At 33.8% G+C, this 13,553-nt stretch carries 14 protein-coding genes; 4 read left to right on the forward strand and 10 right to left on the reverse strand.

The features are described 5' to 3' along the window. Positions 1 to 150: 150 nt before the first annotated feature. Entirely contained in the window at positions 151 to 672 is a 522-nt protein-coding gene (locus MPR_RS11520; protein WP_041892750.1) for an NAD(P)H-dependent oxidoreductase, read from the reverse strand. A gap of 115 nt (positions 673 to 787) precedes the next feature. On the opposite strand from MPR_RS11520, the gene MPR_RS11525 reads away from it, so the two are divergent. Next, positions 788 to 1,162: a winged helix-turn-helix transcriptional regulator gene (locus MPR_RS11525; RefSeq protein ID WP_041892752.1), complete on the forward strand. Its 375-nt coding sequence runs from the start codon at positions 788 to 790 to the stop codon at positions 1,160 to 1,162. 347 nt (positions 1,163 to 1,509) lie between these two features. On the opposite strand, the gene MPR_RS11530 is transcribed toward MPR_RS11525, so the two are convergent. The 8 genes from MPR_RS11530 to pyrR all read right to left on the reverse strand — a co-directional run bounded on the left by MPR_RS11530 (position 1,510) and on the right by pyrR (position 7,677). After that, entirely contained in the window at positions 1,510 to 2,067 is a 558-nt protein-coding gene (locus MPR_RS11530; protein WP_041892754.1) for a DUF8465 domain-containing protein, read from the reverse strand. Then, positions 2,060 to 2,269, reverse strand: coding sequence for a hypothetical protein (locus tag MPR_RS11535; protein WP_235280442.1), 210 nt, complete (start codon positions 2,267 to 2,269; stop codon positions 2,060 to 2,062). Before MPR_RS11535 ends, MPR_RS11530 begins: the two co-directional genes overlap by 8 nt. A gap of 46 nt (positions 2,270 to 2,315) precedes the next feature. After that, on the reverse strand, positions 2,316 to 2,963 hold the full coding sequence (pdxH, locus tag MPR_RS11540) for a pyridoxamine 5'-phosphate oxidase (protein ID WP_041892758.1): 648 nt from the start codon (positions 2,961 to 2,963) through the stop codon (positions 2,316 to 2,318). An 11-nt stretch (positions 2,964 to 2,974) separates the two neighbouring features. Next, entirely contained in the window at positions 2,975 to 3,883 is a 909-nt protein-coding gene (locus MPR_RS11545) for a ribonuclease Z (RefSeq protein WP_041892761.1), read from the reverse strand. A gap of 100 nt (positions 3,884 to 3,983) precedes the next feature. After that, positions 3,984 to 4,325 carry a hypothetical protein gene (locus MPR_RS11550; RefSeq protein WP_041892764.1) on the reverse strand — a complete coding sequence of 114 codons (342 nt, stop codon included), beginning with the start codon at positions 4,323 to 4,325 and terminating at the stop codon, positions 3,984 to 3,986. 770 nt (positions 4,326 to 5,095) lie between these two features. Next, positions 5,096 to 6,016 carry an alpha/beta hydrolase gene (locus tag MPR_RS11555; RefSeq protein ID WP_041895456.1) on the reverse strand — a complete coding sequence of 307 codons (921 nt, stop codon included), beginning with the start codon at positions 6,014 to 6,016 and terminating at the stop codon, positions 5,096 to 5,098. Positions 6,017 to 6,174: 158 nt separating this feature from the next. Beyond that, positions 6,175 to 7,101 carry an aspartate carbamoyltransferase catalytic subunit gene (locus MPR_RS11560; RefSeq protein WP_041892766.1) on the reverse strand — a complete coding sequence of 309 codons (927 nt, stop codon included), beginning with the start codon at positions 7,099 to 7,101 and terminating at the stop codon, positions 6,175 to 6,177. A 27-nt stretch (positions 7,102 to 7,128) separates the two neighbouring features. Next, a complete protein-coding gene (gene pyrR / locus MPR_RS11565) occupies positions 7,129 to 7,677 on the reverse strand; it encodes a bifunctional pyr operon transcriptional regulator/uracil phosphoribosyltransferase PyrR (protein ID WP_006261577.1) in 549 nt (182 codons plus the stop codon). 156 nt (positions 7,678 to 7,833) lie between these two features. On the opposite strand from pyrR, the gene MPR_RS11570 reads away from it, so the two are divergent. The 3 genes from MPR_RS11570 to MPR_RS11580 all read left to right on the forward strand — a co-directional run bounded on the left by MPR_RS11570 (position 7,834) and on the right by MPR_RS11580 (position 10,491). Then, positions 7,834 to 8,643: a hypothetical protein gene (locus tag MPR_RS11570; protein WP_041892769.1), complete on the forward strand. Its 810-nt coding sequence runs from the start codon at positions 7,834 to 7,836 to the stop codon at positions 8,641 to 8,643. A gap of 264 nt (positions 8,644 to 8,907) precedes the next feature. After that, positions 8,908 to 9,726, forward strand: a complete 819-nt coding sequence (locus MPR_RS11575; protein ID WP_041892771.1) for an META domain-containing protein — start codon at positions 8,908 to 8,910, stop codon at positions 9,724 to 9,726. Between the two features lie 222 nt (positions 9,727 to 9,948). Continuing rightward, positions 9,949 to 10,491, forward strand: a complete 543-nt coding sequence (locus MPR_RS11580) for an NADPH-dependent FMN reductase (RefSeq protein ID WP_041892773.1) — start codon at positions 9,949 to 9,951, stop codon at positions 10,489 to 10,491. A gap of 1,001 nt (positions 10,492 to 11,492) precedes the next feature. On the opposite strand, the gene MPR_RS11585 is transcribed toward MPR_RS11580, so the two are convergent. Beyond that, on the reverse strand, positions 11,493 to 13,415 hold the full coding sequence (locus MPR_RS11585) for an OmpA family protein (protein WP_041892775.1): 1,923 nt from the start codon (positions 13,413 to 13,415) through the stop codon (positions 11,493 to 11,495). Between the last annotated feature and the right edge of the window lie 138 nt (positions 13,416 to 13,553).

Here is a 13,553-nt window from a genome sequence, read left to right on the forward strand (position 1 = left end):
GTTTTTAACAAAACTTATTGTATCTTTATAATGTTGTGTATTAGTATGAATTTAATGAAGAATCACTTTTTATGCCTAGGTGGGTGTATTAAGTGATTTTTTCATAAAAAAAAGCCATTAGTAAATTCTACTAACGACTTGTCTTTATGCTTATTTCTTCAATAATTCTACATATTGTTTTACAGCCTCACTCACTTCTTGCTCCGTAGGTCCATACGCATTATTTAAAGCTACAAACCCTATATAGTTTGCTTCAATATACTTGATAGTAGCTATGACTGGTAATAAAAACTCTTCCACTGTAAATCCGTAATGACTATCTTTTACATAAGACTCTTTTACTCCACCAGTAGTGGTTACTATACCTATTTTTTTACTTACTAAAGCACCTTGTTCTACTCCGAATGCCCATCCATAAGTAAGAACCTCATCTAGCCATAACTTCAGTAAACTCGGTACATTAAACCACTGAATAGGGAACTGAATGATTATTCTATCGTGATCTAATAACAACTCTTGTTCCCTCTCCACATCTATCTGCCCATCGGGATAAACCTCATAAATATTGTGAATTGTAAATTGTACATCTTGTGGCAATGCTTCTAACAATGCTCTATTCGAATTTGACCCTACATAATTTGGGTGCGCCAATAGTATTAATACTTTTTCCATTGTAATTATTTTCGTGTTTAAAGTTACTCTCTTTTGGAGAGCAAATGTATTACCTTTGTATAGGCCAAACAAGAACTTACGCCTAAGTAAGATACTAACCCACAAGTAATTAATAATGAAAATCAATAAGTTAAACCTAAAAAATATTTTAGAAGCAGATACATGTCCTATTAGATTAGTACTCGACAGAATAGGTGAAAAATGGTCTATGCTTATCCTTCTCTTATTAAGAGATCAGGGTGTAATGCGTTTTAATGAAATAGATAAAGCAATAGGAGATATTTCTCAAAAAATGCTAGCCAAAACTTTAAAAACCTTAGAAGCTGATGGTTTTATTACACGAAAAGTATATCCTACCGTACCTCCTAAAGTAGAATATACACTTACTGAACTTGGATTAGACTTAGTTCCCTATATCGAAAACATATCAGTCTGGGCATTTAATAATTTAGAGACAATTCTAAACAATAGGAAAGAATTCGAAAAGTAATTAATATAAACTTCTCTGTCTGCTTTCTCTTAACTCAATCGACGTAGACATATCACAAATACAACTAATAAATCATAACAGAAGCACTTAAACTAAATCTATAAAGCAATTATATGTATTACACAACGTATATCCGCACAGTGATGTTGGCGCGGATTTAAATCCGTGTCGTACATTCCACACAGTGATTCCATAACAGTAGGAATGTATTACATACATCTAACACCATGCATATTCATATAGCATAGGGCGTATATATCCACAAAAAAACGACAATACAGCCTAGCCATATTGTCGTTCTATATCATATCAAGAGTCTTTTAAAAAAGAACTAATTCTTAATTAATTTATCTGACGTTTTGTTTAAAGTAAATCTGTGTAGCTCCTAATCCATACTTTTGATAATTCGCATCTTCAGCTACTATCTCCGCATATCTACTGAATAGAAACTCTAACTCAGCCTTTAATACACCCTCTCCTACACCATGTATAAATACAATACGAGGAATGCGATTGCGAATAGCGAACTCCACCTGTCCCCTAGCTGTATCTAGCTGTAGAGTCAGCATATCATGCTTCTCCATACGTCTATAGTCATTCGTAAGCTTCTCTATATGCAAATCTACTTCTAGGATAAACTCATCCTTACGCGAACGTTTTTCCTTCGTAAAGGAACGTTTTATAGGATCTACTTTTTCTTGTAGTGCTTCACTAACTGAACTTCTAGTACTAGCCGAGCGCATATCTACCTCGTCCTCTTTAGCTATTTTTAAAAGCTCATTCGGTTTATACGTTAATATAAAACCTTCTTTAGATTCTATAGTTACCTCATCTCCTATAATATTAATGACAACTCCTTCTTCGTTCTCATCTAATACTTGTACATAATCTCCTTTGCTAAGCATCTTTCTCTTCTTCTTTTGCTTGATTGATTAAATCTTTCTTTATTCCTGCATCGAACTCCCGTTCCGCAGGTCCTTGTTGACGAGTGTTACTAGGTGTCTTTTGCATCAATCTCGCCATGGAGAAAAAGAACAAGGCTACACCCACTACTTGCACCCATATTTTTGGTTGGTCCTTAGAACTTTCCATTAACGCCCATCCCATAAAGAACAGGGTTGCGATAGTTAATATGATCTTTGCTATTTTCATACTACGGTGCTAGTCGTTCTATTTTCCAATCTAAACCATCTTCTGTCAGCGTATATCGAATACGATCGTGAAGGCGATTAGCTCTTCCTTGCCAAAACTCAATAGATACAGGTTTTACTACAAATCCTCCCCAATTCTCAGGGCGTTTTACCTTATCTTCAGTTGCTTCTTTTTCTAATTTATTGATAGCTTCTTCTAGCACTTGATGATTAGGGATAACCTCACTCTGATTAGATACGATAGCACCTAATCGACTTCCTAAAGGACGGCTATCAAAATAATTATCAGATTGAGCTGCACTAGCCTTACTAGCGATACCTTTGATAATAATCTGACGCTCCGCAGAAGGCCAAAAGAATGATAAACACAAATGTGGATTAGCGATAATAGCCTTCCCTTTCTCAGAGTTATAATTTGTATAAAACACAAATCCCTCTTCGTCATAAGACTTTAAGAGTACCACTCTAGACTTCGGAAAGCCATCCAAACCTATTGTAGATACTGTCATTGCATTTACCTCATCTACTCCACCGAAATCCTCTATCTCATAAAACCATTTCTTGAATTGCATCATTGGGTTTTCGTCTACACTACTTTCCAACAATACACTCTTCTCATACGATTTTCTGTAATCACTTAAGTCACTCATATCTAAATCTATTATAAGTCAAACACTTTACCATCGTCAGCATTCAGTATTTTACCACTAAACACAGTCTCTGCTTCTTTCTTAAACAAGGTAATATCATTATATCTCGTAGAATAATGCCCAAGTATTAAAGTCTTTGCATTCGCTAGTTTTGCAATACTTGCCGCCTGCTTAGCAGTACAGTGTTTCGTTCGTTCTGTATAATGCTCTTCACTGTCTAAGAAAGTACTCTCATGGTATAATACATCTACATCTTTAATGATAGGTACTATGGCTTCAGAATAGTAAGTATCTGAACAGAATGCGTAGCTCTCCGTAGGTTCTGGATCATAAGTAATATCCTTATTATCCACTACAGTACCATCATCTAATGTGATATTACCACCACTTTTAATCTTCTGATAATAACATCTATCAATACCTAAATCTTCAATAGCTCCTATGCGCAACTTTCTATCACCAGGTTTAGTCTCAAAAAGATATCCATTAGTATACACACGGTGATCTAATGGTATGGTACGTACAATAACCTTATCATCTTCAAATACAACTCTACTCTCCTTACTAGTCTGTTCATGAAAGAACAACTTATATCCTGAATAAGAATTAGAAAGTCTCAACTGTAATAAAGTCACTTCCTTAATTCCCTTAGGTCCATAAATATGCAAATCAGAAGTTCTGTTTAACAACATATACGTTGAGATCAACCCTATCAATCCATAAAAGTGATCTCCGTGTAAATGAGAGATAAAAATATGATTGATACGTTGAAACTTCAACTTATGACGCCTTAATTGTACTTGAGTTCCTTCACCAGCGTCGATTAAAAACATCTGCCCTCCCATCTCTAAAACTTGAGATGTAGGGTTAGTTATCGTTCTTGGTGTTGCTGCATAACAGCCTAATATAGTAAGTTTCAATATTGTTTTGTTTTAATTTTTGAGCTTGTAATTTACAAAAACGACAAGCTAAGTCAAAATAAAAGGCTTAAATTACTTTAAGCCTTTTGTATATTTTTATCTAAAATCCTAAGTCTCTTTGGATTTCATCCATTTCTATCAAATCATGTGCTTCCTGTAAAGTCGGAGCAATAATCAAATCTCCATCAAACTCATTAAAGTCAATTGACTCTATAACGATAATAAAAGACTTATTAGCCTCCTCTATATGTCGTATAGCTAGAGATTCAAAACACTCTAAATCCTCTTCTAATACCTCATATTTAACCTTTGTTAAATCTAGTATTAAATTAGACTGTAGAAGGCTATGCTCATACTGCTCTTCTAGCTTTTTAAGAAACGTTACTATATCTCCCTCGTCACTCGTTATAATAAGTGTATGTCCTTTTTCTTTTACTTTCATTATATACGCCTTAATTTGATTAAGCGAATATAAAACGAATATAAATACTATCATATAGCAGAGCAAAAATATTATGGAAATACGCATCCGTCATCTATGCCCCCTGATGATTGGAACTATTACATACATCCAACACAATACATTTATACCCAGAAAGGAAATTATTTGATTTACATAATTCTCTTAAATCAAAACAATGAATAAATAGTATTTTTTACTCTTCTCAAAACGAACCATAAAATCCTGTAAAAAAATGGTTCGGCAATTACCGAACAACGCTACAAACCCAATGATAAAAAGGGATTCACAAGTTTTATGCGAGCTTTGTTCGGGAGTCCTTCGGAAGAGGTTCGGAAAAACAGGGCTTTTTCCGAACAAGCCCCGAACAAACACAACACAAAGCATGATAAACACTGGGGTTAAGATAACATAACCTCAAGCTAAATCTAAAACATATGGTATAAAATGCGAAAAATAAGCCTGTTTAAAAATGGTGTTTTTTAAGGCTTTACAAGGAAGTAATGTACTTTGATTTGTTTACTTTTCAAACAATAAGAATCAAGGTATACACCTGATATAAAAACAAGTACGATACAAATATACGCTTTTTTTAAAAACCCAAAATACACAATAGATGTATAAACGAAAAGTAATTATACAAAATAGCTCTGAATTAGTGATACAAGCATACAATAGTATGGTTTTAAAGCTAATGAAGGAACTATGAAGTAGAATGGCTCTGTAGTATTTGGTTAATGCGTATTTGGGGTTTAATATTTACTACTCAACAACCATTGGATCAATTCTTGATTATTCACGATCGTCCAAGAGTGTGGATGACGCAACTGAGTATTCATGCGATATCCTTTATTTGATGTAGTAATGAGCGTTGCCTGCTCATTTCCTAAACGTCTTAATTCATTGATAAAAGCAGAACTTTCTGTTGCATTCATACTAGTCAGATCCTCACCTCTCTCATGTATCCACCAGTTTACATCTGGTTCTGTATAGATTCTCAAGGGAAGTTGTCCGAACTTCTTCACTGCAGTCTGATTAGGATCCGTGAATGAATAGGGAGATGTACTATAAAAGGCTTCTAATGCAGTAGCAGGAGTACCTCCCATCACTTCTTCTATTTTACCTATCATATAGACACTCTCTTCACTAGCATTGTCTACACCTGACAGCCTTATCTCGCGCTGGCTAGAGTTATAAAAACGTTCAAAATCTAAGGGTGGATCAATCGCAAATACAGCATGTGGCTTCGTTATGGTCTCTTGTACGTACTTAATAGCCGTACTTCCTCCTATCGAAAACCCACCTATGAAAAAACGCTGATCCATAAGCTTGTGTTTACTTCTTACATCTTCTATGATTTGACCTAATGTACTCTGACTCGTCTTATCTACTCCAAACGAAAGTACTCCATCTTGAAGACATGGGATAATCACTAGCATACCACTCTTGGCAGCTAGTAGTGGTAGATCTGTTTCTAACAATACCTTCTCTGCACTCTCTCCAAAGCCTGGTATTAAGACTAAATACCCACTCCATGGCAAATGAGAAGGATAGATTATTGTATAATAGTTTTTGGTCTTGTCCTCTTTACCTAAAAAGACTTGTTCTACCTTCTGAGCTTGTATAAAAGTAGACAGAAGTAATAGAGTGATCGTTAGGATGTGGTTTCTCATGAAACGTATAGTGATCTTTAATCTGTGAAAGATACCTATAATAAATACTCTTATCAAAGAATGAACTATAAAAAAACACCTAATACAGCACAAAAAATATTGTGCTGTATTAGATGTTCTATAGATATAAAATAAGCCAACAAAATGGCTGGCTTGAATTATTTAATTTTTGAAGCTAATAGATAGGTTACAGCCATACGTACTGCTACTCCATTCTCTACCTGGTCTAAGATCACTGACTGCTGTGAATCAGCTACATCAGAAGTAATCTCTACTCCTCTGTTAATAGGCCCTGGGTGCATGACTACGATTTCTTTATCTAATGAATCTAAGATCTCTTTAGTCAACCCAAACTGTTGAGAATACTCTCTCGTATTAGGGAAATAGCTAAAGTCTAAACGCTCATTCTGAACGCGAAGCATATTCGCTACATCACACCATTCTAGAGCTTTTCTTAGATTAGACTCTACCTTCACTCCTAAACTCTCGATATACTTAGGGATTAATGTCTTAGGTCCACATACTCTAACCTCAGCCCCTTGCATCTGCAAAGCAAAGATATTAGACAATGCTACGCGTGAATGTAGAATATCTCCTACGATCACAACCTTCTTCCCTGCTACATCACCTAACTTTTCGCGGATAGAATAACTGTCTAATAACGCCTGTGTAGGGTGCTCATGTGCTCCATCTCCTGCATTAATGATACTTGCGTTTACGTTCTTAGATAAGAAGTGAGCAGCTCCTGCATCACTGTGACGCATCACTACCATATCTACCTTCATGGCTAAGATATTATTAACTGTATCGATTAGTGTTTCTCCTTTCTTCACTGAAGACTGAGCAGCAGAAAAACTAATCACATCTGCAGATAAACGTTTTTGTGCTAATTCGAAAGATAGTTTAGTACGAGTACTGTTTTCAAAGAAGATATTCGCTATGGTAATATCTCGTAGAGAAGGAACTTTCTTAATCGGACGATTAATTACTTCCTTAAAGTGATCAGCTGTTTCGAAAATTAAATCAATATCATGCTTATTGATATACTTAATTCCTAAAAGGTGATTTACGCTTAATTCTTTCATTGTACTTCTATGAGTAGATTTAGGTAGTTAGTTTTTTTCAGTTTCTTCTAGAAAGACTGCATCTTCCTGTTCATGTTCAGACCAATGTACACGGATAGTCTCCTCATCAAAGGCATCTACTTGTCTTCCTCTATAATCAGGCTGTATCGGTAAGTGACGACTAAAACGGCGATCTATTAATACCAATAGTTCTATCTCTGCTGGACGGCCAAAAGACTGTATAGCCGTCAATGCGGCACGTATACTACGTCCTGTATAAAGCACATCATCTATAAATACGACTTTCTTATCTTCTACTAAGAAGTCTATTTGTGTTTTATTCGCTTCAAGAGTTTTTTGATGTCTTCTAAAGTCATCTCTAAAGAAAGTAATGTCTAAAAAACCTAAAGGCACTTCAGATATACCATATTCAGTCTTAAGGATGCTTTTAATGCGTTCTGCTAAAAATTTACCACGTGGTTGAATACCAATAAGAAGGGTATTAGAAAAATCAAGATGTTTTTCTACTAATTGACAAGCCAAACGGTGTAGAATGATATCAATCTCTTTTGAAGTAAGTAATACTTTTGGATTCATATATAAAAGAGTTGTGTTTGGGGGGTAAATTTACAATTAAATATCGTTTGTCACCAATTTATTAAACATATATCTTCTAAAAAAATGTAGCTAATCAAAGTATGCTTTCTAAATCATATTAATATCTTTGGATAAAGATTAAAAATCCTATTGCTCATGATCAAGTCTAAATTCATAATATTCATTACCTTAACCCTATCTCTAGCTCTGCATGCTCAGAAGATAGAAGATCCTCTTCCTTTGACAAATAAACAAATACAAAAAGAACAGTGGGTCATACAGTACAAAGAAAAAAATCTAATCCTACAATGGACTGATGGTGCTCTAGAAATAGCATTAGCCAACAAACCGATTAATCAAGATCAAAAGAAAACAATCTACGCTAGAATTCCTGCTCAACAAATCAAAGATAACGCTACTGAATATGTCTTACTAACTGATAAAACAGAGTTCTTATCTACTCCTACAACAGTAAACTGGACACAAGACGACTTAGAGTTTTTTCGCGTTTTAGAATCTAGCGCTATCACTGTGAGTAGTACAACAGATGTTTTAGTACTTAAAAAAGGTACAAAGACTAAGTACAAGTTCTACAGTACTGATTTTGACCGTATGTGTAAGTTTGTCTCTAGATTTAACTGGGGACTTATTGCTTTAAATCGAGAGTCAGAGAATCTACCTAAGATGATTACTTCTTTTGATTTTGAAAACACAACCATGACAGGTACTATAGACAATATCCCTTTTGAGGTGAAGTTTGATTTATATTTTGATCAAGATACTTTTTATTTTAGAAGTTTCGAAATTCCTTATCATGCTAAAAATAGAGCAAGTCGTAAAGCAAAAGAAAGATATGGGCGCTACTTCACAGATAAAACGTATCGCTATAATATCGCTGAACAAACACTTAATTTCTATCAAGACGAAAAGTTAGTACTCATGTTTGGTTTTATGCCTAAAGAGTAAAACACAATCCCCATAATCTTTTAAAATACGCAAAAAAAGAAATACAACTCCTCATTATCTATATCACTTATTGATTTATATTAAGTTATCAATAATATATCTCTTATAAATTGTGTTATTAAATAGGAATTACTATCTTTTCGCAATCATTTACATATACTTCAAAACAAACTAAATACATATAAATCAATATATTATAAAAATTTAGTTAACAAAAAGAAGGTAAATGTATCATGTATATTTAGAATTATTTTAATATTTATTATGAAAAAATACGCTACTAGTTTATTTCTTTGTTTAACAAGCTTAGTAACTTTTGCACAACAAGGTTCTTTCGATTCTCAAGAAAGACATCCATTAGCACCAGATGGTATATGGAATGTTAGATGGGTATTACAAGACAATAGCAAACCAGGAACCCTAACTCCTACTGATAAACATATCATGCTTAGTCGCGAATATGGATCTACTATCACTGGATTTGCTGGGTGTAATGTGTTTGAAATTCCTGTGTCGAAAACTTCTGTTAACTCAAAAGGTACACATCTAACGACTCGTTTTGATTCTAAAACGAATAAAGAATGTGCTACAGATGTTAAATATGATGAGAACAAGTTCTTAAAGCGTATTTCTAATGGTACGATTACCTTCAATGAGAAAGAAGGTTTATTATACCTAATGACTAAAGATAGAATCGAGTACGTATTCGCTGATGAGAAATTAGATAAAGTAGCTAAAGATGTACGTCGTTATGACTGGAAACTAGTAGAGCTAGATGGTGGTGAAAAAAGACCTTATAGACAATGGATAACTTTTGATTTTCACAATTACTTAGTGAAAGGAAATAACGGATGTGCTTTATTCGAAGCTCCATTTGCTATCAATACAAAAACGAGTACAGTCACTTTATTTGAACTTCAATCAGATGCGACTAAATCATGTGGTAATAGTAGCAAAGATGAGTTCTTAAAATACTTTGACAACTCTACTTACCCATTCGAAATTACAGATCAGACTTTAAATATCTTACAAAACAATAAGGTGATTATGAAGTTTGACTTAGCAAAGAAAAACTCTTTATAAAACACAAGACTGTAACAGAATACAGTCATTAAAATATCTAAAACCTGTGAAATTATACTTCACAGGTTTTTTTATACAACTAACTATAAATCAACTATAACAGAATAAATAGTCAATATTATCAGCTTTCTAATGAGGGTTAAATAAAAATTAAGATAAGCTTATAAAGGCTTTACAATTGATAAATTCTTTACCTTAGTGGATTAATAACAATTTAGTTTTATGAAAGCTTTAATTTTTAATGGTTCTTTAGACGAAGAAGCATTCCGTACATCGCGACGCATTGCACAGTATTATGCAGATCAGTTCATAAATTCTAATATTGAAGTTCGACAGGTTCACTTATCAGATTTTCAAATTCCTATATTTCAAGCTAAATTAATGGATAATGTCCCAGCAGACGTTATGGCCTTTGCGGATGCTTTTAGAGAAGCAGATGTGATGATTTGGCTTACTCCACTCTACCATGGTAGTCTTACTGGAGTAATGAAGAATGCTATCGATTGGTTAGAAATAACAGCCAAAGACCATCCTGCTTATTTGACAAATAAAATAGTAGGATTTACATGTTGGTCAGCTGGTAACCAAGCTATGCAAGGTATACAAGCTCTAGACAATATCGCAAAAGCACTTAGAGCGTGGTCTTTGCCTTATTCTATACCGATTAGTAATTCTGACTTATATGAAGACAATGATATCTCAGAAGTCTACAAAAAGAAAATGTCAATGTTAACTGACCTTCTAATAGAGAGTCAAACGCGATAAAACAAAAAGCCTATTTGAATAATTCAAAATAGGCTTTTTTTATTACTATCAAGACAACAACTATTTTTTCTTGGTTGGTATTCGTATATCTCAGTGCTACTCAAGAAAAAGAGAGGCATTTCTACCTCTCATTCCCTATAAAACAATTTTTGAAAAACACCTTATTTGGATCTCACTAAATCCCTTTCTTAAATAACACTCACTTTTCGAACATAACACTTTAAAAACAATCCCTCTCTAACCCTAATTCAGTCTCTTCTTCACAAGCAATGTTTTTTTAAAAAAATTAAGCTTAGGAGGGAATGATCATTGTAAGAATCTTTTTGTCTATATAATATGATTACAACGTCAGAAAGATTCTTTGACACATACTTTAAATCGATTAGGCTAGAACTAACTTGGCTAGAGTTGATATTCTTTTTAACTATGAAAAATACTATTGCTTATAACTTTCAAAAGAACCATCTATAAAGCCTATCTAACCGATCATTTTTGCATCAATTATTATATTGTTATGTTTTTTGTACTGAGCAAATGTAGACATGTTTTTACACTATACAAACCCTTGTAAACACTGGCTTTTTAAGCCCATTCACCTATTGTAGATAATAGTAATAATAAGTTCACCTCCTATAAAATCCTTAAACTAACACTTGTCTCCCCTCGCCTACATCTCTTCACATTTAACAAGTAAAATAGTTAATACACTACTCATCTTATAACTAATCTACAAAAACACTAATGACTTATTCTATAATAAACAGTCTATACATTCTACTTCTAATTTTTCTTAAATCGCTAATGGTGATAAGAATGCAAATTTAATTTAACAATTAATTAACTTAAAACAATAACCTGCATTAGCTAAATACAACAAATAAATCAGCTAATAGATAAGAATAAAGTTCTTCACATTACTTTTTGATGATAAATAGAGAGCTCTATTAATAAAAAAAGGCAGTGAGTTCTCTCACTGCCTTTACTATTTTTATATTCATATATTATCTCTGAAGGATAATAAACTCTGATCTTCTATTCTGTGCGTCTTCCCATTCACTACATGGTTCACATTCCACTTTTAGCTCTTGTGAGCCATATCCTTGAGATTCTAACCTACTATTATCTATACCTTGTGATACAATATAGTCAAGTGTAGCCTTCGCTCTATCATTGGACAATTTCAAGTTATAAGCTGGATTCCCTTTACTGTCAGAGTGTGAGTTAATTTTAACTCTCATACTAGGGTAACGCTTCATCACTTTTACTAGCTTATCTAACTCTGTCTTACTGTTCTCTGTAATTTCGGTCTGATTAAATGCAAATTGGATATCTCCTAATTCGATTTTGTCCTTCCCTATTACGAGTTCTTCTAGAGGCCTTAAGAATACGTCTATCTCTTGTACTCCTTCTTCAGCATTGACTGTGATATCTATGATTTCATCTAAATAATCTGGATGAGATACCTTAATCTTATAAGTCTCGCTACACTTCACTTCTCCTCTAGCCATTCCACTTCTACTAGATACTCCGTGATCCTCTACTCTGCGTCTAATATTGATAAACTCTACTTTAGCATCAGCTACAGGTGTGTTAAAGCTCTTGTTCTTAAGCATGGTTCTAAACTCTACAAAACACAGTGGAAATGCCTTATATATATCTGTACGACCTATTCTATCAGAAGAGAATAATCCCATATTCTTATCAGGATAAAAACTGAAAGCAAAATCATTCTTAGCCGTGTTAATAGGCTCTCCAAGATTAGTAGGCGCATTAGATAGATTATTTAAATCTGATACATACACATCCACTCCTCCATATCCGCCCCATCGGTCAGAACTAAAGTATAACTTATTATCTGACGAAACGAAAGGATAGTCATTACGAGTTCCTGAATTAATCACTGCTCCTAAATTCTCTGGTGTACCGAACTCATCATCTTCTAATACAGCTACACGCCATATATCTAATTCTCCATAACTTCCTGGCATATTAGAGGCAAAGTATAAGAATTTGCCATCAGGTGATAACGAAGGACTCGTATACATAAAGCCTGCACGGGTAAAGCGCAGTGGCTTTACTTTCTTCCATTTCTTTTTCTTCTTTTTAGCATAGAATAGACTCATTAGATGATCTCTATGCTTAACGTTATCATTCTTTCTAAACTTCCTGTTTCTATAGGCTTCTGAAGCGAAATAAATACGTTGTCCATCAGCAGAGATTACACTAGGCCCATCATTAAACCTTCTGTTGACACGCCCTTTAATACGCGTTACTCCTTTTATAGGTTCATCTTTTCCTTTAAACTCAGCTGTATAAAGATCAAAGTTAGGTTTGCGTTGCCATTTATCTCTTACTTCAAATATCTTTCTAGGTATTTTCTTTTCGTGTTTTGTTCTATTTGAAACGAAGTACAACGTATCTCCAGGATTTAACCATGCTCCAAAATCGTCATATTCTAAATGATTAAGACCTGACTCCTGAAACATATAAGTAGGATATCTGTCAACTAAGGCCTTATGTGCATCTGGTTTGGCCAGAAAGTCTTTTGCTCTTGCATCTTGAGGCGCTCTACGAACGAATTGTTGCATCATATCTTTGGCTGCTTCATAACGTCCATTCTTCTCCATCACTTTAGCATACTTATAATAGATATCTGGCTTAAGTGTAGAGTCGTTTTGAGCGATTGCTTTACCATAATATCTCGATGCTTCAATATCTTGATTTAACCTATCATAACAATCTGCTAATTGCATATAAATATAATCAGCAGTACGACGTCCTAATATAAGTCTTTTATATTCGTCAGCCGCTTTTGCATACTCTGTATTCTTATAATATTTGTCTGCTCTTTTTAAGCTTGGTTTCTTTTTTGCTTGCACAGTTATACTTAAACTACACAGTAAAACCATCAATAAAATTCTCATACTATTCTGTTATATAGACCAATAGAGATAAATGTACTCTATTTTAACTATTTATTACTCAAAAATACTACTTTAATTACTTACTATACTAACGTATATTCTGTAAATTAGTTGTTCAGAATCAGATAAAAATCCCTT

It is taken from the genome of Myroides profundi (assembly GCF_000833025.1).
Lineage (GTDB): Bacteria > Bacteroidota > Bacteroidia > Flavobacteriales > Flavobacteriaceae > Flavobacterium > Flavobacterium profundi_A.

Coding starts and splice junctions, on each gene's coding strand:
- MPR_RS11520 (WP_041892750.1), bottom strand. CDS start 672: ATGGAAAAAGTATTAATACTATTGGCGCACCCAAATTATGTAGGGTCA.
- MPR_RS11525 (WP_041892752.1), top strand. CDS start 788: ATGAAAATCAATAAGTTAAACCTAAAAAATATTTTAGAAGCAGATACA.
- MPR_RS11530 (WP_041892754.1), bottom strand. CDS start 2,067: ATGCTTAGCAAAGGAGATTATGTACAAGTATTAGATGAGAACGAAGAA.
- MPR_RS11535 (WP_235280442.1), bottom strand. CDS start 2,269: ATGGGATGGGCGTTAATGGAAAGTTCTAAGGACCAACCAAAAATATGG.
- pdxH (WP_041892758.1), bottom strand. CDS start 2,963: ATGAGTGACTTAAGTGATTACAGAAAATCGTATGAGAAGAGTGTATTG.
- MPR_RS11550 (WP_041892764.1), bottom strand. CDS start 4,325: ATGAAAGTAAAAGAAAAAGGACATACACTTATTATAACGAGTGACGAG.
- MPR_RS11555 (WP_041895456.1), bottom strand. CDS start 6,016: ATGAGAAACCACATCCTAACGATCACTCTATTACTTCTGTCTACTTTT.
- MPR_RS11560 (WP_041892766.1), bottom strand. CDS start 7,101: ATGAAAGAATTAAGCGTAAATCACCTTTTAGGAATTAAGTATATCAAT.
- pyrR (WP_006261577.1), bottom strand. CDS start 7,677: ATGAATCCAAAAGTATTACTTACTTCAAAAGAGATTGATATCATTCTA.
- MPR_RS11570 (WP_041892769.1), top strand. CDS start 7,834: ATGATCAAGTCTAAATTCATAATATTCATTACCTTAACCCTATCTCTA.
- MPR_RS11575 (WP_041892771.1), top strand. CDS start 8,908: ATGAAAAAATACGCTACTAGTTTATTTCTTTGTTTAACAAGCTTAGTA.
- MPR_RS11580 (WP_041892773.1), top strand. CDS start 9,949: ATGAAAGCTTTAATTTTTAATGGTTCTTTAGACGAAGAAGCATTCCGT.
- MPR_RS11585 (WP_041892775.1), bottom strand. CDS start 13,415: ATGAGAATTTTATTGATGGTTTTACTGTGTAGTTTAAGTATAACTGTG.